This window comes from Streptomyces sp. NPDC046985, assembly GCF_040644415.1.
Classification (GTDB): domain Bacteria; phylum Actinomycetota; class Actinomycetes; order Streptomycetales; family Streptomycetaceae; genus Streptomyces.
This window is the reverse complement of sequence record NZ_JBEYWK010000036.1, coordinates 15,990-33,540: the sequence shown is the minus strand read 5'-3', so window position 1 is coordinate 33,540 and position 17,551 is coordinate 15,990. Positions and strand designations below refer to the sequence as shown.

The 17,551-nt window shown below is 72.9% G+C and carries 19 protein-coding genes and 1 pseudogene; 9 read left to right on the top strand and 11 right to left on the bottom strand.

From position 1 onward, the window contains the following. Window positions 1-122 precede the first annotated feature (122 nt). Together ABZ861_RS30660 and ABZ861_RS30655 are read left to right on the top strand one after the other, a co-directional pair. A complete protein-coding gene (locus ABZ861_RS30660; protein ID WP_361637035.1) occupies window positions 123-443 on the top strand; it encodes a hypothetical protein in 321 nt (106 codons plus the stop codon). 73 nt (window positions 444-516) lie between these two features. Then, the gene (locus tag ABZ861_RS30655) at window positions 517-1,848 is read left to right on the top strand and encodes a VanZ family protein (RefSeq protein ID WP_361637032.1); all 1,332 of its coding nucleotides are present in this window, start codon (window positions 517-519) and stop codon (window positions 1,846-1,848) included. A gap of 47 nt (window positions 1,849-1,895) precedes the next feature. Here the strand turns inward: ABZ861_RS30655 and ABZ861_RS30650 are convergent, their stop codons facing one another. Both ABZ861_RS30650 and ABZ861_RS30645 read right to left on the bottom strand, forming a co-directional pair. Next, on the bottom strand, window positions 1,896-2,024 hold the full coding sequence (locus ABZ861_RS30650) for a hypothetical protein (protein ID WP_361637044.1): 129 nt from the start codon (window positions 2,022-2,024) through the stop codon (window positions 1,896-1,898). A 343-nt stretch (window positions 2,025-2,367) separates the two neighbouring features. Then, a pseudogene (locus ABZ861_RS30645) lies at window positions 2,368-2,556 on the bottom strand (hypothetical protein); the annotation flags it as partial. Window positions 2,557-2,787: 231 nt separating this feature from the next. On the opposite strand from ABZ861_RS30645, the gene ABZ861_RS30640 reads away from it, so the two are divergent. From ABZ861_RS30640 to ABZ861_RS30620, 5 genes are all read left to right on the top strand, one after another. After that, window positions 2,788-3,255: a hypothetical protein gene (locus ABZ861_RS30640; RefSeq protein WP_361637029.1), complete on the top strand. Its 468-nt coding sequence runs from the start codon at window positions 2,788-2,790 to the stop codon at window positions 3,253-3,255. Between the two features lie 369 nt (window positions 3,256-3,624). Continuing rightward, window positions 3,625-4,752 (top strand): acyl-CoA dehydrogenase, encoded by a 1,128-nt coding sequence (locus ABZ861_RS30635; RefSeq protein ID WP_361637026.1) that lies wholly within the window; start codon window positions 3,625-3,627, stop codon window positions 4,750-4,752. Next, window positions 4,749-5,522: a PIG-L family deacetylase gene (locus tag ABZ861_RS30630; RefSeq protein WP_361637023.1), complete on the top strand. Its 774-nt coding sequence runs from the start codon at window positions 4,749-4,751 to the stop codon at window positions 5,520-5,522. Before ABZ861_RS30635 ends, ABZ861_RS30630 begins: the two co-directional genes overlap by 4 nt. Continuing rightward, window positions 5,519-6,145: an SAM-dependent methyltransferase gene (locus ABZ861_RS30625; protein WP_361637020.1), complete on the top strand. Its 627-nt coding sequence runs from the start codon at window positions 5,519-5,521 to the stop codon at window positions 6,143-6,145. The genes ABZ861_RS30630 and ABZ861_RS30625 overlap by 4 nt, the downstream gene beginning before the upstream one ends. Beyond that, a complete protein-coding gene (locus ABZ861_RS30620; protein WP_361637018.1) occupies window positions 6,142-6,843 on the top strand; it encodes a glycosyltransferase in 702 nt (233 codons plus the stop codon). The genes ABZ861_RS30625 and ABZ861_RS30620 overlap by 4 nt, the downstream gene beginning before the upstream one ends. A gap of 58 nt (window positions 6,844-6,901) precedes the next feature. On the opposite strand, the gene cutA is transcribed toward ABZ861_RS30620, so the two are convergent. Then, the gene (gene cutA, locus ABZ861_RS30615; protein WP_361637015.1) at window positions 6,902-7,228 is read right to left on the bottom strand and encodes a divalent-cation tolerance protein CutA; all 327 of its coding nucleotides are present in this window, start codon (window positions 7,226-7,228) and stop codon (window positions 6,902-6,904) included. Window positions 7,229-7,434: 206 nt separating this feature from the next. Here cutA and ABZ861_RS30610 point away from each other — a divergent pair, with 206 nt between their 5' ends. Together ABZ861_RS30610 and ABZ861_RS30605 are read left to right on the top strand one after the other, a co-directional pair. Continuing rightward, the gene (locus tag ABZ861_RS30610; RefSeq protein WP_361637012.1) at window positions 7,435-8,502 is read left to right on the top strand and encodes a phosphatidylinositol-specific phospholipase C domain-containing protein; all 1,068 of its coding nucleotides are present in this window, start codon (window positions 7,435-7,437) and stop codon (window positions 8,500-8,502) included. Between the two features lie 119 nt (window positions 8,503-8,621). Next, on the top strand, window positions 8,622-9,176 hold the full coding sequence (locus ABZ861_RS30605; RefSeq protein WP_361637009.1) for a GH25 family lysozyme: 555 nt from the start codon (window positions 8,622-8,624) through the stop codon (window positions 9,174-9,176). Window positions 9,177-9,221: 45 nt separating this feature from the next. Here the strand turns inward: ABZ861_RS30605 and ABZ861_RS30600 are convergent, their stop codons facing one another. The 8 genes from ABZ861_RS30600 to ABZ861_RS30565 form a co-directional block, all read right to left on the bottom strand. Beyond that, window positions 9,222-9,965 (bottom strand): NAD(P)-binding domain-containing protein, encoded by a 744-nt coding sequence (locus ABZ861_RS30600; protein WP_361637006.1) that lies wholly within the window; start codon window positions 9,963-9,965, stop codon window positions 9,222-9,224. 135 nt (window positions 9,966-10,100) lie between these two features. Further along, window positions 10,101-10,313 carry an EF-hand domain-containing protein gene (locus ABZ861_RS30595; protein WP_361637003.1) on the bottom strand — a complete coding sequence of 71 codons (213 nt, stop codon included), beginning with the start codon at window positions 10,311-10,313 and terminating at the stop codon, window positions 10,101-10,103. Between the two features lie 151 nt (window positions 10,314-10,464). Continuing rightward, entirely contained in the window at window positions 10,465-11,643 is a 1,179-nt protein-coding gene (locus ABZ861_RS30590) for a YncE family protein (RefSeq protein WP_361637000.1), read from the bottom strand. Further along, complete coding sequence (locus ABZ861_RS30585; RefSeq protein ID WP_361636997.1) at window positions 11,643-12,455, bottom strand: polysaccharide deacetylase family protein; 813 nt, start codon at window positions 12,453-12,455, stop codon at window positions 11,643-11,645. The genes ABZ861_RS30590 and ABZ861_RS30585 overlap by 1 nt, the downstream gene beginning before the upstream one ends. 95 nt (window positions 12,456-12,550) lie before the next feature. Then, window positions 12,551-13,054 carry an ATP-binding protein gene (locus ABZ861_RS30580; RefSeq protein ID WP_361636994.1) on the bottom strand — a complete coding sequence of 168 codons (504 nt, stop codon included), beginning with the start codon at window positions 13,052-13,054 and terminating at the stop codon, window positions 12,551-12,553. A 645-nt stretch (window positions 13,055-13,699) separates the two neighbouring features. Then, entirely contained in the window at window positions 13,700-14,467 is a 768-nt protein-coding gene (locus tag ABZ861_RS30575; protein WP_361636991.1) for an enoyl-CoA hydratase-related protein, read from the bottom strand. Window positions 14,468-14,562: 95 nt separating this feature from the next. Beyond that, window positions 14,563-15,816, bottom strand: a complete 1,254-nt coding sequence (locus tag ABZ861_RS30570) for an Ig-like domain-containing protein (protein ID WP_361637041.1) — start codon at window positions 15,814-15,816, stop codon at window positions 14,563-14,565. A gap of 220 nt (window positions 15,817-16,036) precedes the next feature. Beyond that, a complete protein-coding gene (locus tag ABZ861_RS30565; RefSeq protein ID WP_361636988.1) occupies window positions 16,037-17,287 on the bottom strand; it encodes an Ig-like domain-containing protein in 1,251 nt (416 codons plus the stop codon). Window positions 17,288-17,551: the final 264 nt, after the last annotated feature.

The following is a 17,551-nucleotide window of genomic DNA, read 5'->3' as shown; positions in this document are numbered from 1 at the left end:
GGAGACGGTTCTCTTGGTCGATAACCCATCTACCAGGGGCTTCACCTGTCTGTCAGCCCAACGGACCTATCCAACGGCCAGGTTGGAAAGGGTTCACTGCCTCGGCGGCCACAATGAAGCCGATGGCCGATTCGTGCCCCTCCAGTGGTCACATAACCGACTGGGATGTCTGCACTACTCTCTCCAACGGCATCCTCCTGCTCAGTGAGACTCAGAACGAGGACTATGTCGGCGTCTCGTACACCAAGAAGGCCGGGTCGAGCGTCACGGGGAAGCTCGGCTACGTTCGCAGCGGCAGCACACATCTGAGCCCCAGCCTGACGTTCAGCGCGCCCAACGAGCGGGAGTATGACTGGAACGCCTCGGCGAGCTGCGCGTCGACGACCGGTGAGCTCGTCGTCGGGTCGGACGTCTACACCACTCCTTCCGCGCCGGGCTGCTGACGTGATGGTGGGCCGCTCCTTGGGCGGCCCGCTTCGTCAATCTCATACCTTTTTGTTTTCAGGGAGTTGGTTCGTGCTCGACGCAGTATTCCGCGGTCACGGCTTGTTCATCGTGATGGCAATCCTGATCATGATCGCGGTTTGGGTCGCGGCCCTCCGCTATTCGTCCCACTCCGGGTACCGCGCGGTCACCTCCGCCACGTGGGCAGCCTCGATCGCCGGTGTACTGACACTGACCCTCTGGAGCACGGGCGAGTCACGCGGTCCGGCTGAATGTTTCATCGACGCCGACCTGCGCGACTCTTTCGGCACCGAGCAAGGCTTGCTCAATCTGGCCATGTTCATACCGGTCGGCGTCTTGGGCGTCTTGGCCACCCGCCGCTTCCTGCCCGCGGCAGTCGTCGGCCTCGCTCTGAGCTCAACGGTCGAGACTCTGCAAGGAGCCTTCCCGTTCCTGGGCCGCGCCTGCGACACAGGTGACCTGATCACCAATTCCTGCGGCGCGCTCGTCGGAGCCGCTGTCGGCTGGGTCCTCGTCAAAGTCGACACCCGCGACCCCGATCCCTGGCACTTCCGGCGCCGCCCCGCGCTGATAGGAATCACCGTCTTTGCCGCGTGCCTCGGCATTGTCTGGGGTACCGGCATCACTCCACGGTTCATCACCACTGGGACTCCGATCCGGACTGCCAGCGCCGCCCAGAAGCAGGCGCTGCGCACCGAACTCCGTCGCGCTTTCGGTGACCAGTACACCCCGGAGCTGATCACTTTCGTGCCCACAGGACCTGGCACGGGCAACCTCAGCGCGTCCATCGGCCCTGCTTCCAGCATGCAGATCTCATGGCCGGACGCCACCAGCGCCGAGTACAGCCTGGAGATCGCGGCACAGGGCGAGGACCACGGCTACCGTGTTCCCGGTGCCCTCCACCGGGCAGCAACTCCTGCACAAGCCATCGCCGTCGCGACGGCGTACGCCCACGACCACACCCCCTGGGCCCTGAAGGGCGTACATCCCACAGCGACCACCGTGCCCCACATCGGATGGATGATCAGTTGGCGGCGTCGCGTGGACAACGTCCTGATGCCGATGCGCCTGGACATCGAGATCGACCACGCCGGCCGGATCGAACAACTCCTCAGTCGTCATCTACCCGACGTGTCCGTTCCCTCCCCAACCCTTACAGCCCGCCAGGCAGCCGTGCGCATCAGGCAAGCCGCACCCCAATGCGACGGGGCCGTCCCGGGCGAGCTCCTGGCGCTGCGCCACGAGGGCCGTTGGATCGCCGCATGGCGGGTCGCCGTCGCATGCGGTGATCGCGAGGGCATCATCACGGTGGACGCCCGTAGCGGGACGACGCTGTCCAAGTCCCTCTACCCTCGGCCCACTGCGGCGCCAAGCCTGCGTTGATCGAGACCGAGAGCGACCTCACCGCGATCATTGCTGACTTCGGCTTGTCAGGGTGATGCTGGGTCGTCGAGGGTCGGGCCGGTGCCCGCTGTGAAGCCGTCGAGGGTGGCGGACCGGTACGGAAGTCGTTTTAGCTGGTTGCGGACGAGGATCTCGAGCCGGTCGAGAGCGGCCACGGCGAGACGCCTTGACGCCGTCGATCAGCGCGATGAAGTCCCGCTCGCCCATGCCGCGGCGTCTGTCCTTGCCCGCTCGTCGGGTGCGCGGGCGAGGGCACGGCCAGGTCCGCGAGCCGGGCCGCATGGCGATCAGCCCCGTCACGGACAGGCGCCCCGAGCGTCGGCCGCTCACCGTCACGACCGGGGTGCGGCCGCACCGGCCCCCAGTGCGTCTTCGGGGCGCCGGCGGGCGAAGCCCGCCTCGGCCTCGAGGCAGATGTGGCCTCCGCAAGCCGCCCGGACCCTTCACCTCGGCCCAGGTCGCCTCCCTCCACGCGGCGACGGCCTGCTCGTCGCGCTCGGCGACCCGCCGTGCGGGCGTCTGCGGGCTGAAGCCGACCCGGTCAACTGTCCCGCCCTGTCCCGGTAGCCAGCATGCACACGATCTATGGCAGCGCAGAGGCGACACGGCACCTGTCGTTCGAACCACGCGCCCACGACGGTGGAACACATCATGGCCCGCTCCATCGCCTCCGCCACTGCCCAGCATCGTTCGGAGTACGCCCTCGCCGTGGTCGAGCGGCACACGAAACGACTGGTCGGAGTCGGCCGCCTGGCAATGGACCCCTACCAGCAGCGCGCAGCCACAATGGGCTTTGCGCTGCGCGCAGACGTCTGGGGCGTTGAGACGGGTTCACCTCCTCATCGGCCTAGCGTTCGATGAGCTGCACCTGCATCGCTTTGGGGGGCGCTCCCCTCACAATGGAAACTCGCTTGCCCCATGACTACTGCTGGCAAGGGGATTCCCGACGTCCAAGACCGGTCGCTGCACACGAGCGAGGACGCGAAGCAGTGGCTCGCCAGCGCCAACACCGACTCCAGTCGTGGCGAGTTCCTTGACCCCCGCAAGGGTGAGATCCTCCTCGCCGACTACAGCGTCGACCACTGGCGGCCGGGCCGGTCCGACGAGCCTTCGACGGCGAATCCGATGCCTAGTGAGATCTGGAACCACATCATGCCTTTGATGGGTGACTACGCTCCGCGAGAGATCGACGCCTCGGATCTGCGGACCTTCAAGGCAGCGCTGTTCACAAGGGTCGAGCGGTCGACAGCAGAGGTGATCTGGAGACACTTGTCCTCGATCCTCGGCAGCGCCGTCGGAGATCGGCGCCTGCCACGCAACCCGATGAAGGCCAAGTACAAGGAGACCGCCCGGGGCGGGCTCGCGGTGAACATCATCGAGTGTTAGGCACGCAGGCAGGCACGCTTAGGCAGGCACGTAGGCCCCGAACAGCGCGTTCATTTCTTTCCGCGCTGTTCGGGTCCTTCCCTTTCCACGCGGCGGGAAGTCTCCTTTCCCACCGGGCGGAAAGCCGTCGGTAACCGCCCGGGACAGGTGGGGAAGTCCCCGAGCACTCCCCTGGGAACGTCGCGGCCGGATCGGGTGTAGCGGCCTCGGCGCGGGGCACCCAGCACGGACCGTCGAGAAGGACGCCCCGGCTCGCGTGCCCGATCGCAGGGTTGCGCGGTGGCGGTGGCTGTGTCCCGGTTCGGCGGCCAGTGGACGTGCACCGACAGTGCGGCCAGCGGGCGTGCACCGACAGTGAGGAGCCTGTTCATGCGGAGGGCGACTTCCCCGCCGAGCGAAGCGAGCGAGGCGAGCGAGGCGGCCACTCCTCGGGCGGCCCGCGCGGAGCGGCTGTCCCAGGACGGCGGCCGTAGGGACGCGCCGTCGTCCGGGCTCACGGTGGCCTCGCGGTTCGCCCGCTACGTGGACGCGTGGGCGGTCGGCGAGACGGTGTGCCCGCTGCCGGGCAGCGGGCACACCGCTGCCCGGTTCGACGCGCTGAGCGCGGTGGCCCGGGAGGATCTGAGCGTGGCCCGGCTGGTGGAGGGCCACCTGGACGCGGCGGCGATCCTCGCCGAGCTGGGCGGTGAGGCGGTCCGGCCCGATCAGTACTGGGGCGTGTGGGCGGCCGAGCCGCCGGGCTCGGGGCTCACCGCGACGCGCACGGCAGACGGCTGGGCGCTCGACGGCCTCAAGCGGTACTGCTCGGGCGCGCACGTCTGCACGCACGCCCTGGTCACCGCGCGCGCCGACGACGGCCGGCGGCTGTTCGCGGTGCGCACCGGCGTGCCCGGCGCCCCCGCGGACGAGGCGGAGCCCGGCCCGGTGGACGGCCCCGGGTGCCGGCCGGTGCCCGGGACCTGGGAGGCGGTCGGCATGGCCGGCAGCGACAGCCCCGACGTCCGGTTCACGTCGGTCCCGGCGGCGCCGGTGGGCGGGGTGGAGGCGTATCTGCGCCGTCCGGGCTTCGCGCACGGCGGCGTCGGCGTCGCCGCCTGCTGGTACGGCGGGGCCCAGGCGGTGGCGCGGGTGCTGTTCGAGCGGGCCGCGCGCCGCGAGGACGCGTTCACCGACGCGCACGCCGGGGCCGTGGACCTGCGGCTGTACACGGCCGGGTTGGCACTGCGCCGGGCGGCCGAGGAGATCGACGCCGACCCGCTGGACCGGGCCGGCGGGGCGGCCGTGCGGACCCTGCGGGTACGCGCCGTGGTGGCCGAGGCGGGCGCCGAGATCCTGGACCGGGTGGGACGGGCGACCGGAGCGGAGCCGCTGTGCCACGACGGGCGGCACGCCCGCGCGACCGCCGACTTGGCCGTCTACCTGCGCCAGCACCACGCCGACCGGGACTTGACGGCGCTGGGCGGGATCGTCGCACGGGGCGCCGGAGCGGAGCGGTGACCGCCGGGCAGGACGCCTCGGCCCTCGAGTACGCCGACCCGATCCAGGCGCCCGGCACCGATGAGGCCCGCTGGCGGGCCTGGGACGGCTGGGCCCGGATGGAGCGGTACGCGCTGCCGGAGGCGGGCCGGGTCGTGGCAGTGGCGGCCCATCCGGACGACGAGGTGCTGGGTGCGGGCGGTGCGCTCGCCCTGCTCGCCGCGGCCGGCTGCGCGGTGACGGTGGTCTCCGTCACCGACGGGGAGGGATCCCACCCGGGCAGCACACGCTTCACCCCCCAGGAGCTGGCCGCGGTGCGCGCCCGCGAGCTGCGCGAGGCGCTGGACGCGTTGGGCGCGGACGGCGCCCGGATCGTGCGGCTGCGGCTGCCGGACACCGGGGTGGCCGCGCACGAGGACCGGCTGGCCGCCGAGTTGGCGGAGCTGCTGCCGGGCGCCGTGCTGTGCCTGGCGCCGTGGACGGGCGACGTGCACGGCGATCACGAGGCGGCGGGCCGGGCCGCGGCGGCGGCCTGCCGGGCGGCTTCCGTGCCGTGCCGGCTCTACCCGGTCTGGCTGTGGCACTGGGCGCAGCCGGGCGATCCGCGGGTGCCCTGGGAACGGGCCGCCAGGATCGAGCTGCCGCCCGCCGTGGCGGCCCGCAAGCGTGCCGCGGTCGACCGCTTCGCCAGCCAGATCCATCCCCTGGGACCCGGAGCCGCGGACGCCGCCGTGCTCCCTCCCGAGGAGCTGGCCCACCATCTGCGCGGCTGGGAGGTGGTGTTCGCATGACCCGCCCGCGCACCCCCGAGGCGTACTTCGAGCGTATGTACCGCACCGCGGAGGACCCCTGGCGCCTGGAGGAGCGCTGGTACGAGCGGCGCAAGTACGACCTGACGGTCGCCGCGCTGCCGCTGCCCCGCTACCGGCGGGCGTTCGAACCGGGCTGCTCGGTCGGCGAACTCACCCGCCGGCTCGCCGGTCGCTGCGACGCCGTCCTGTCGTGCGACCGGGTGGCCTCCGCGGTCCGCACGGCCCGCCGCCGCACCGCGGACCTGCCGCAGGTGGAGGTGCGGCGCCTGCTGCTGCCGGAGGAGTGGCCCGAGGGATCCTTCGACCTGATCGTGCTCTCCGAGCTGCTGTACTACCTCGACGCCGCAGCCCTCGACCGGACGCTGCGGCAGGCGGTGGCCGCGCTGGAGGACGACGGCACCCTGGCCACCGTGCACTGGAACCACCCCGTCCCCGATCACCTGGCCACCGGCGCCGAGATCGCCCGCCGCGTCGCCGACCTGCCCGGTCTCACCCTGCTCGCCGACCACCGCGAGCCCGACTTCGTCCTTCAGATCCACCAGCGCACCGCCCCGGACGGACCCGGCGCGCTCTCGGTGGCGGCCAGGGAAGGTCTGGTGTGAGCGCGTACACCGCCGCCGTCGTCGTCGTGCCCGCCCACAACGAGGAAGCGCTGCTGCCCGCCGCCCTCGCCGCGCTCGCCGCGGCGGCCCGCCATCCCGGGACGGCGGGCGTCCGGGTGACGACCGTGGTGGTGGCCGACTCCTGCCAGGACCGCACGGCCGCGCTCGCCCGGCAGTCGGGCGCCGTCGTCGTCCGCACCGACCACCGCAACCCCGGAATGGCCCGGCGGGCAGGCGTCCGCCACGCCCTCGACCGGTACGCGCAGGACGGCGGGGCCGTCTGGATCGCCACCACCGACGCCGACAGCACCGTGCCGCCCCGCTGGCTGGCCCACCAGCTCGCCAGGGCACGGGAGGGCTGGCAGGCGGTGGTCGGCACCGTCGCCCTCCCGCCCGCCTCCCCCCTGGCGCGCCCGCACCGGACGCGGTACGAGGCGACCCGGCCGCCCGGCGGCGCCGACTGGGACCATCCCCACGTGCACGGCGCCAACCTCGGCGTCAGCGGCGCCGCCTACCTCGACGCCGGCGGCTTCCCCCCGCTCGCCGTCGGCGAGGACCGGGCACTGGTCGAAGCCCTGGAACGCCGCGGACACCGGGTGCTGCGCACGGCGCGCTGCCCCGTGCTCACCTCGTCCCGGCTGCACGCCCGCGTCCGCGGCGGCTTCGGCAGCTACCTGGCCGCCATCGCCCTGGCGTAGCCGACCGGCGCGCGACGCCCGGCGGCCTGGAGAAGGACGCCCATGGCCGCGCCCGCCCTCAGTCCGGGCGCGTCTGCGCGACCACCCAGGCCGCGTACGCCTGCGAGCCGCCGGTCACGGGGAGGACGATCCACTCGGGCACGTCGTACGGGTGCCGGGCGGTCACCCACGCCTCCAGGTCGGGGAGGCGGTCGGGGGTCGTCTTGTACGAGACGCGCCACTCCTGAGCGGTCTGGACCTCGCCCTCCCAGCGGTAGACGGCGGTGAGCGGCGCGTCGATGTGCGCGCACGCCGCCAGTCCGCCCTCGACCGCGCCCCGGGCCAGCGCCTTCGCCTGGTCCTCGTCGTCGACGGTCGTCTGCGCGAGCACTGTCTCGTCGTTCATGCGGCCCCTTCCGCTCGGTGTGCCGCGGCCATCCTGCCCGACGGGACCGGAGCGCCTCGTGACCCGCGGCGGGTCGCGTGCCCCACGACCGGCGGCGCGGGACAGCTCCCCGCGCCCCTCCTGTCCGTTCCTCCCCGGGCTACCGGACGGTCACCCAACTCCCCTACGCTGCCGCTGAATTCGGCGATGACGAAGGGGAGTCGACCATGCGCGCAGCGAGACGGGCGGCAGCGGCACTGGGGGCGGCGGCACTGGGCGTGACGGCGTCGCTGTGGGGGGCCACCGGCGCCGCCGGGGCGACGGGGACGGCTGGAGCGGCTGGAGCGCTCAGGTTCTCCGAGACCACGGCGATCGGCACGCACAACGCGTACGACAAGGCCAAGTACACGTACTTCGCGCAGGCGCTGGACTCCGGCGCCTCGCTGCTTGAACTGGACGTCTACACCGACTCGTTGACCAAGCGCTGGCGGGTCAGCCACAGCAACCCGCTGGGCGACGACAACAACTGCGAGGCCGCGAAGACGCCGGCGCAGCTCTACAGCACGAGCCGCGACCAGGACCTGGGCAGTTGCCTGGACAACATCGCCGCCTGGCACCGGCTGCACCCGGACCACCGGCCGATCGTCTTCAAGGTGGAGATGAAGAACGGCTTCAACAACACCGTCGGGCTCGGCGCGGACGAGTTCGACACGCTGGTGAAGCAGAAGCTGGGCAGCCTGGTCTTCACGCCGTCCGATCTGCTGGGCGGCGCGTACTCCTCGCTGGACGCGGCGGCCAGGGCGAACGCCTGGCCGACCCGGGACGCGCTGACCGGCAGGGTCCTCTTCGAGCTGATCCCCGGCACAGTGGAGCAGGCCAACCCCTTCGACCACTACTGGACCGACCGGGAGTACGGCGACCACCTGCGGGACCTGTACGCGGCCGGGAGCATCGCCGAGGCGCAGGCGTTCCCGGCGGTCCTCGGCGCGGCGGCCGGCGACCCGCGCACCAGCCGGTACGACGCCTCGATCCGCCCCTGGTTCGTGTTCTTCGACGGGGACGCGGCGACGTACGCCGACAAGGGGTACGACACCTCCTTCTACTCCCGCGGCCACTACATCCTGATCGACACGGACGCCGCCTCGGCGTCCCCGGCGATCTCCTCGACGAACCCCACCGACGCGGAGGCGGCCGCCCGGCTGTCGCTGCTGGCCGGCCGGCACGCGAGCCTGATCACCTCGGACTGGTCGGCCAAGTCGCCCGCCGTGCTGGGGTCGGTGGTCAGCCGAGGCTGATGTTCGAACGCCGTAGGGGGATCGTCCGTACACAAGACGGGGCACAACCACACCGACGACTGTCTCCTAGCCCCTGACCGACCCTCCCTCTCCCCCACGGCATCCTCAAGGGAGTTCGCATGCTGCACGGCATCGACGTGAGCGCCTATCAGTCCTCCGCCTTCGACACGAGCGGCCTCTCCTTCGTCTTCGTCAAGGCGACGGAGGGCCGCAGTTACGTCAACTCCCGGCTCAGCGCCCAGACCAAGCACGGACGGGAGGCCGGTCTGGTGGTCGGCTTCTACCACTTCCTGTGGCCCGGCGACGTCGACGCCCAGGCCGAGTACTTCGTCGCGCACGCCCCCGAGAAGGCCGGCGACCTCCTCGCCGTCGACTGGGAGCCGACGGGCGAGGGCACGCACGCCTCGAACGCGGACAAGGACCGGTTCATCCGGAAGGTGAAGGCGCTGCGCCCGCACCACCGGGTGCTCCTCTACACCAACCGGGACTTCTGGCTGCACGTCGACACCACGTCCTACGCGGGCGACGGCCTGTGGATCGCCGACTACGTGAGCGCCGGGCACCCGCGCATCAAGGCCGCCTGGCGCTTCCACCAGTACGCCGACGAGCCGCACGACAAGAACGTGGCCGCCTTCGCCGACGCCGCCGCGCTCAGGAGGTGGGCCGCGCACTGACGGGCGGCTCGCCCCGGGGGGCGTCTCTCCCCCCGGGGCAGCCGGTCAGCCGCGGAAGTCCGCCGAGCGCTCGGGACCGGCCTCGGCCAAGGCCCGCGCGACCGCGTCGGCGCCGGCCTGGAGGCCGTAGACGGGGGCGCCGGGCTGCTGGCGCCAGGAGTCGTCGATGCCGCCTGCGTCCACGGTGTCGAAGCCCAGCTCGTCGATCAGGGCCCGGACCTTCGCCTTGGCGGCGGCGTCGTCGGACGCCACCGGGAGCGCCATGCGGTCGGGGTCGCCGGCAGCGCGCGGGCGCTCCAGCAGGTCCGCCGCGTACGTGCCGTTGAACGCCTTGACCACCGGGTGGCCGAGCTGACGCTCGGTCCAGCGGCTCTCGGTGAGTCCCTCGTCCTCGATGGCGGCGATCCTGCCGTCGCGCTGCTGCGGGTAGTAGTTGCCGGTGTCGATGACGGCCACGCCCTCGGCGGCGCCGTCCAGCAGGCCGGAGGGCAGGTCGGGGACCGCCTTGAGGGGGACGGTGACCACCACGACCTCCGCGCCGCGCGCGGCCTCCTCGGCCCGCACGGGGGTCGCGCCGGTCTCCTCGGCCAGAGCCGCCAGGGTCTCGGGGCCGCGCGAGTTCGCCACCGAGACGTCGTGCCCGAGGGCGGTGAGCCGCCGGGTCAGGTTGCCGCCGATGTTGCCCGCGCCGATGACGCCGATCTTCATCTCTGCTCGCCTCGCTCTCCCCCGGGATCCCCCGGAGGTCGGTTGCCGGTGCGCCTGCGCGCGCAGGCTGTCCGCTGTCAACCACGGCGGTGCGCGGACTGTTCCGGGGACGCGCCGAACGGGTGAGCGGCGGCGGGGAGGGGCGAGCGGCGGCGCGGCCGGGCCGGCGCCGTGACCGGGAAGGGGCGCCCGGCCGGGCGCCCCTCGCGGTCCGCGTCACTTGCTCAGGTAGGTCCAGAACTCGTCGAAGGACAGGACCTTGTCGCCGTTCAGGTCGCGGGTCTTGATGATCGACTCCGCCACCGTGTCCGTGACGTTCCAGTCGCCGCCCTGCGCGAGGGCGGACTTGAACTCGGCGGCGGTGATGAACCCGTCGCCGTCCGCGTCGATCCGCTGGAACTGCTCGCGTGCTTCGTCGATGTCCGCCATCGGTCCGCCCCTTTTGCGTCGCTTCTGATCCGTCGTGCCGTCGCACTGACGCAGGTCAGACTAACGGCCCGGCCGGACCGCCCGCGCCGCGCCCGCCCGCGGGGGCGCGGGCGGGCCGGGGACGGGCGCCGGGGGCGGCGGTCGCCGGCCGTCAGCGGAAGACGCCCGTGTGGCCGAGCGAGTAACGGCCCGGCTGCGGGTAGACCGCCAGTCCGTGCGGGCCGTTGCCGACCTTGACGCGGGCGAGCTGCCTGCCGGTGCGGGTGTCGATGGCGTAGACCTCGGAGTTGTAGCGGCCCGACAGCCACAGCACCTTGCCGTCGACGGAGACGCCGCCCATGTCGGGGCTGCCGCCCTGGGGCAGGCGCCACTTCTTGGTGAGCTTGCCCTGGGCGAAGTCGTAGACGGAGATCGTGCCCTCGCCCCGGTTGGAGATGTACATCTCGCGCGAGTCGCGGCTGACGTAGAGGCCGTGGGCGCCCTTGCCGGTGGGCAGGAACGCGGGCTTGGCGAACGTCTTGCCGTCCAGGATCCACATGCCGTTGGCCGCCATGTCGGCGATGTAGAACCGGCTGCCGTCGGGCGAGAGCTTCACGTCCTGCGGCATGGCGCCGTGGAAGTCCAGCTTCTGCTGTGCGACGACCTTCATCGCGGCGGTGTCGACCTTGAGCAGTTCGCCGCTGAACTCGCAGGAGACGACGAAGTAGCGGCCGTCGGTGGAGAAGTCCGCGTGGTTGACGCCGCTGCACGCGACCGGGACGCTCTTGACCTTGTCCATGGTGTGCGCGTCGCGGAAGACGAGCTGGCGGTCCTTGGAGGCCATCACGATGGCGTACTTGCCGTCCGGCGTGAAGTAGAGGTTGTACGGGTCGTGCACGTCGACCGCCTTGCCGGCCTTGCCGGTGCGCGGGTCGATGGGGGTGAGGGAGTTGCCGAGGTCGTTGTTGACCCACAGCGTCTTCAGGTCCCAGGAGGGCACCACGTGCTGGGGCTGGCGGCCCACCGGGATGGTGTCCAGGATCTTGTACGTCCTGGGGTCGAGGACGGTGACGGTGTTGGAGAGGGTGTTGGGCACGTAGATCCGGGACGGGAAGTCCTTGACCGTGTCGGAGAGCTGGCCGGCGCGGTCGGCGGAGTAGACGTCCTTGGCGTCGAGGACCGGGGGCATGCCGGGCAGCGCGTCGGCGGCCCGCTGGTCCCGTGCGGGGGACTTGCTGCCCAGCGCCTGGTCGGGCTGGTCCGCGGAGCCGCCGCTGCACGCGGACAGCCCGGCCAGGGCGGCGCAGGCGAGCAGGATCCGGGAGGCGCGGGAGAGTGGTGTGCGGTGCATCAGCTCAGCAGCTCCGTGGCAGTGACCGCGTGCAGGCCGCGGCGGTCGAGTTCTGTGAGTACGGCGGGAAGGGCGGCGACCGTGTCGGCGTACCCGAAGTGCAGGCTCACCACGGAGCCGCCCCGGACCTCGTCCAGGACCTTGCGGGTGACGGCCGCGGCGCCGGGGCTGGTGTAGTCGAGCGAGTCGACGTCGTACGACAGCACGTGCGGGTATCCCGCGGCGCGGGCCAGCCGCTCGACCAGCGGGGAGGCGGTGGGGGCGCGCGAGGGGCGGAACCAGGTCCCGATGGAGCCGGTGAGCCGCTTCAGACGGTCCGCGCAGTCGGTGACCTCCGCGCGGGCGGCGGCTTCTGACATGGTGTTGACGCCCAGGTGGCGCTGGGTGTGGTTGCCGAGGTCGTGGCCGCCGTCCACGATCCGTCGGGCCATCTCCGGGTGCTGGTCCAGCCAGGCGCCGACGGCCAGCACGGTGAGCCGGGCGCCGTGCCGCTCGGCCGTGGTGAGCAGGCCGCGCGCCATCGCGGGGTCGCCCTGGCCGTGGAAGGTGAGGGCGACGCGCGGTCTGTCGCGCGGGCCGTGCGCGATCTGGGCGGGCTGCCCGCGGAAGGCGCGCGGCGCGGGGGCGGCGGACGGAGCGGCGGAGCCGCGCGCCGCGGGGGCGGTGGAGTCGGCGGCGGAGGCGTGAGGGGACGCGGCGGAGTGCGGGTCGGCGCCGGCGGCGGAGCACCCGGCGGCGAGCGCGCCCCCGGCGACGAGCCCCGCACCGGCCCGCAGCACGCCGCGGCGGTCGGTGGTGGTCACCCTCACCATTTAAGGGGCGGAAAGTAAGAAAACGGGCCATTCACACGTGTGGACGTCGTGTGAGCATCCGAACGGTGGTCATCTGATGCGACCGTGACGGCGGGTCAGCGGTCCGCCGCGCGCATCTCGAACCAGGTGGTCTTGCCGCGCGGCAGCAGGTCCACGCCCCAGCGGTCGGCCAGCTTGTCCACCAGGAACAGGCCCCGGCCGCTGACGTCCAGATCCTGCACCGGCATCAGGCACGGCAGTCCGCGCGAGGGGTCGCGGACCTCGACGCGGATCCAGCCCCGGCGGCGGTGCGTGCGCAGCCCGAACATCCGGGCGCCGGTGTGCCGGACGGCGTTGCCGACTAACTCGGAGACCAGCAGGACCGCGTCCTCCGCGAGCTTGGAGGTCAGACCCCACTGGCGCAGCACCACGACCTGCACCAGCCGGCGGGCGACGGCGGCGGACTCGGGGCGAGAGGGCAGGCACACCTCGGCCGCGGCGGGATCGCCGTACCGCTCCAGCGCGTCCAGCGCGCGGTCGTCCGCGACCGCGGGCGTCCAGCGGGCCGCGGCCGCACGTCTGGGTCCCCGCGGCTGCTCGACTCCCTCCAGCCCCGCCATGGCCCCCATGATGGCCGCCGCCGCCGGACCGCGGGGCCGTTCCGCGGGAATGCGCCCCGCGGGCGCTCCCGTTCGGCCAGATGCGGGCGGCGGGCGCCGGGGGCGGCGAGGGGACCGGGGCGGCCAGGCTGACCTGCGCGGGCAGCCCGGCCGCGACGGCCGGGACCCCCCGCCCGCACGGCGTGTCCCGGCGAGCGGCGTCGGCGGGATGTCGCCGGTGCGGGGTTCCGCTGCGGGCGCCCGCAGCGGGGGCGCCGCAGCGCGGCACGGAGCGGCGCCGGCCGGCTGTCGCCGGTGCGGGTTCCGCTGCGGGCGCCCGCACCGGGGGCGCCGAGCGGGCGCCGCACCGGAGCGCGTCTGCGGGATCGCCGGAGCGCGGCGCGACTCAGGGCGACCCGGCGCGGCGCGGCTCAGGACGTCTGAGGGGGACGCCTCCAGGGGGCGCTTCCACGGGACGCCGGGGGACGGGGCGCCGAGGGACGGGGCAACCCGGAGGACGGGACGCCTCAGCCGGACGTCTCTGAAGGGGACGCCCGCAGGGGCGCCTCCGCCGGACGCGCCCGGAGGGGCGCCTTGGCCGGATGGGTGAAAGGGGTGCCGGGGGCGTTCAGAGGAACGGCTGAGGGAAGCGCCTCAGCTAAACCCTCAGAGGAACTTCGCCTTGCCGGGGCCCTCCTCCACGAAGCTGCGCATGCCGGTCTCCCGGTCCTGCGTGGCGAACAGCCCGGCGAACCAGTTCCGCTCGACGGTGAGGCCGGTGTCGATGTCGGTCTCCAGGCCCGTGTCGATCGCCTCCTTGGCGGCGCGCAGCGCGATGGCCGGCCCCTGGGCGAGCCGCGCCGCCCACGCGTGAGCCGCCTGGTAGACCTCGGCGGCCGGGACCAGGCGGTCCACCAGGCCGAGCGCGAGCGCCTCGTCGGCCTTGACCATGCGGCCGGTGAAGACGAGGTCCTTGGCCTTGGACGGACCGATCAGGCGGGACAGCCGCTGGGTGCCGCCCGCGCCGGGGATCAGGCCGAGCAGGATCTCCGGCTGGCCGAGCTTGGCGTCGTCCGCGGCGATCCGGAAGTCCGCGCAGAGCGCCAGCTCGCAGCCGCCGCCGAGGGCGTAGCCCGTGACGGCGGCGACCACCGGCTTGGGGATGCGGGCCACGGCGGTGAAGGAGTCCTGGAGGGCGCGGGCGCGCAGCACCATCGCCGCGTGGTCCATCGCCCGCATCTCCTTGATGTCCGCGCCCGCCGCGAACACCTTCTCGCCGCCGTAGAGCACCACGGCGCGCACGTCCTCGCGCCGGGCGGCCTCTTCGGCGAGTTCCCTGATCCGGTCCTGCGCGGCGACGTCGAGCGCGTTCATGGGCGGGCGGTCCAGGCGCAGCGTGCCGACGCCCTCGGCGACTTCCAGAGTTACGGTCATGCGCAGCAGGTTAACGGCTGCTAACGGGGCTGGCCCCGGTGCGGTCGATCACACCGGGGCCGGGCCGCCGTACGGCGCGGGACGGACGGGCGCGGTCAGGCCGTCCACCGCTCCCAGGACATGTTCCAGCCGTTCAGCCCGTTCTCCGGGGTCACGGTCCGGTCGTGCGAGTGCTGGACCTGCACCACGTCGCCGATCATCGAGTGGCCGAAGAACCAGGCGGCCGGCGTCGAGCCGTCGGCGCCGCCGCGCACGTCGCGCAGGCCGACGCAGCCGTGGCTGGCGTTGTAGTTGCCGAAGGCGTCCCCGCCCCAGTAGTTGCCGTGGATGAAGGTGCCGGAGTCGGTGAGGCGGATGGCGTGCGGGACGTCCTTGATGTCGTACTCGCCGCCGTAGCCGACGGTCTCGCCGTTCATCCGGGTCACCGCGAGCTTCTCGCTCATGACCATCGTGCCGTTCCAGGTCTCGTAGCCGGGCTTGCCGGTGGTCACCGGGAGGGTCTTGACGACCTTGCCGTCGCGCATGACCTTCATGGTGTGCCGGGCGGCGTCCACGACGGAGACCTGGGAGCGGCCGACGGTGAAGGCGACCGTCTTGTCCTGCTTGCCGTAGACGCCGGGGCGGCCCTCGACGCCGTCGAGGTTCAGCCGGACGGAGACCTTGGTGCCCGCCTTCCAGAAGTGCTCCGGGCGGAAGTCCAGGCGGTCGTCGCCGAACCAGTGGCCCTCGACGTCGACGGCCGGCTCAGTGGTGATCCGCACGGCCTTCTCGACGGCTTCCGGGTGCGTGATGCCCCGGGAGAAGGCGAGGGAGAAGGGCATGCCCACCCCGACGGTCGAGCCGTCTTCGGGGGTGAACCTGCCGACGAAGGTGTTCTTCGGGGTCAGCGTGGTGAAACGGGAGTCCTCGGCGGCCCGGCGGCCTGCCGAATCCACGGCGACCGCGTGCACCGTGTACGCGGTGGAGGCGGCCAGGTGGGTGCTCGGCGCCCAGGCGGCGCCACCGCTCGTGATCTTCCCGGATATCGCCGCGCCCTGGGCGTCCTTGACGACGACCTCGGTGAGCTTGCCCGCGCGCGCCGCTATCTTGAGCGCGCCGCTGGTGTCGACGGACGTCGCGCCGTTTTTGGGGGCGATGGCGACGACCGCGTCCGACTGCTTGCTCTGCGCCGCCGCGGACGCCTTGCCCCCGCCTGCGCCCCCGCCCGAGCCGGCGTCTCCCCCGCCGCATGCCGCGACGGTGAGCACCAGCGCACCGCTGACCAGTGCCAGCAGCCCCCTGCGGCGCCCGCTCCCGCCGCGCGCCGCGCGCTGCGGCGCGTCCACCGACGCCCCCGATATCGGCCGCACGTTCACCTTCGACTCCCCTCCCGAGGCCGGTCCGACCCGCGCCCCGGCGCCCGTCCCACACGCTCTGGCGCATAGTAACCACAAGGTCAGGGGCGGGACTTCAGCGGAGTGTCACCGTTGCGTCCCAACTTCGACGGCCCCCGGGCGCCCCTTCCCGACATCGCCCGATCCGTCCTCGGCCCCCGTCGGCCCCGTCGCCCCCTGGGGGAATGTCTTCCCGTCATTTACCGGTCGCAGGCGCCGGGTTCAGGGCGCTGCCCGCCGTCCACTGCCGCCAGTCCATGTTCCATCCGCTGAGCCCGTTGGAGGGGCTGACCGTCGCGTCGTCGCTGCGGACGACCTGCACCACGTCCCCGACGAGGCTGCGGTCGAAGAACCAGCCCGCCGGGGTGGCGGAGCTGCCGCCCTTGACGTCCTGGAGGCCCACGCAGCCGTGGCTGACGTTCCGCTGGCCGAACGGGTTCGTGGCAGACCAGTAGTTGCCGTGCACGAAGGTCCCGGAGTCGGTGAGCCGCATCGCGTGCGGGACGTCGGGGATGTCGTACTCGCCGCCGTAGCCGACCGTGCCGCCGTTCATGCGGGTCACCTCCAGCATCTGCTTGACCACCATCGTCCCGTTGTACGTGGCGCTGCCGGGCGCCCCGGCGGTGATGGGCACGACGGCCAGGAGCTTGCCGTCGCGGACCACCTGCATCGTGTGCGCCGCCGCGTCGACCACCGAGACCTGGCTGCGGCCGACGGTGAAGGAGAACGTCTTGTCCTGCTGCCCGTAGACGCCGGGCGAGCCCTGCACGTCCCGCAGCCGCAGGTCGACGGTGACGTGGGTGCCGGTCTTCCAGTAGCGCTGGGGGCGGAAGTCCAGGCGGCTGTCGCCGAACCAGTGCGGGCGGACCTCCACGGACGGCCGGGCGGTGACGCGGACGGCGCGCTCGACGGCGGCGCGGTCGGAGATCTCCCGGTTGAAGGTCAGCGAGACGATCATCCCGACGCCGACGACGGAGCGGTCCTCCGGGATGACGTAGCCGACGAAGCGCTCGGGGGGCACCCAGGTGGTGAAGACGGCGTGGCGGGCCTGGCGGCGGCCGTCGCCGTCCTCGGCCACCGCGTCCACCGTGTACTGGGCGGCCAGCGCGAGCCGGTCGTCGTCGGGTCGCCAGGTGCGGCCGTCGTCGGAGAGCCGCCCGGCGACCGGAGTGTCCTGCGCGTCCTGGGACTTGACGACCCGGACCGACTCCAGGCGCCCCTCCGCCGCCCGTACCCGCAGCTTCTGCTCCGGCCGCACGTCCTTGCTGCCGTCGTCCGGGAGGACGCGGATCACGTCCTGGGCCGACGGAGGATCGCGGAAGAGCCGTTCAAGGGGGCCCGGTCCGCCCGAAGTGCAGCCGGCGGCCCCGGCCAGCAGTCCTGCCCATGTCAGTACGGCGGCCAGGAGGGCCCCCGCGCGCCGCGCGCGCCGATCTACGTGCCTCACGGCCTGCCCAACGACCGGCCCGCTTCCGGGAAACGTGAGTGCGACCCGCGCTCTGGGCAGAACAGTGGGGAAGAGCACCCGAGGGGCGGCCGCGCCCGGGAGGAGAGCAGGTGCGGGGGCCGGGGGCGTACGAGCCGCGACAGCCGAAAAAAGGGGCCGACCAGGTGTCCAGCGCAGCCGAACAGGAGGCGGTGGCGGGCGGGCGCGCCACCGGGGACGGGCGCACCGCCGCACAGGGGCGCGCCGACGAGGAGGAGCGCACCG

Coding starts and splice junctions, on each gene's coding strand:
- ABZ861_RS30580 (WP_361636994.1), bottom strand. CDS start 13,054: ATGGCGGGGCTGGAGGGAGTCGAGCAGCCGCGGGGACCCAGACGTGCG.
- ABZ861_RS30640 (WP_361637029.1), top strand. CDS start 2,788: ATGACTACTGCTGGCAAGGGGATTCCCGACGTCCAAGACCGGTCGCTG.
- ABZ861_RS30585 (WP_361636997.1), bottom strand. CDS start 12,455: ATGGTGAGGGTGACCACCACCGACCGCCGCGGCGTGCTGCGGGCCGGT.
- ABZ861_RS30660 (WP_361637035.1), top strand. CDS start 123: ATGGCCGATTCGTGCCCCTCCAGTGGTCACATAACCGACTGGGATGTC.
- ABZ861_RS30610 (WP_361637012.1), top strand. CDS start 7,435: ATGCGCGCAGCGAGACGGGCGGCAGCGGCACTGGGGGCGGCGGCACTG.
- ABZ861_RS30605 (WP_361637009.1), top strand. CDS start 8,622: ATGCTGCACGGCATCGACGTGAGCGCCTATCAGTCCTCCGCCTTCGAC.
- cutA (WP_361637015.1), bottom strand. CDS start 7,228: ATGAACGACGAGACAGTGCTCGCGCAGACGACCGTCGACGACGAGGAC.
- ABZ861_RS30635 (WP_361637026.1), top strand. CDS start 3,625: ATGCGGAGGGCGACTTCCCCGCCGAGCGAAGCGAGCGAGGCGAGCGAG.
- ABZ861_RS30575 (WP_361636991.1), bottom strand. CDS start 14,467: ATGACCGTAACTCTGGAAGTCGCCGAGGGCGTCGGCACGCTGCGCCTG.
- ABZ861_RS30595 (WP_361637003.1), bottom strand. CDS start 10,313: ATGGCGGACATCGACGAAGCACGCGAGCAGTTCCAGCGGATCGACGCG.
- ABZ861_RS30590 (WP_361637000.1), bottom strand. CDS start 11,643: ATGCACCGCACACCACTCTCCCGCGCCTCCCGGATCCTGCTCGCCTGC.
- ABZ861_RS30625 (WP_361637020.1), top strand. CDS start 5,519: ATGACCCGCCCGCGCACCCCCGAGGCGTACTTCGAGCGTATGTACCGC.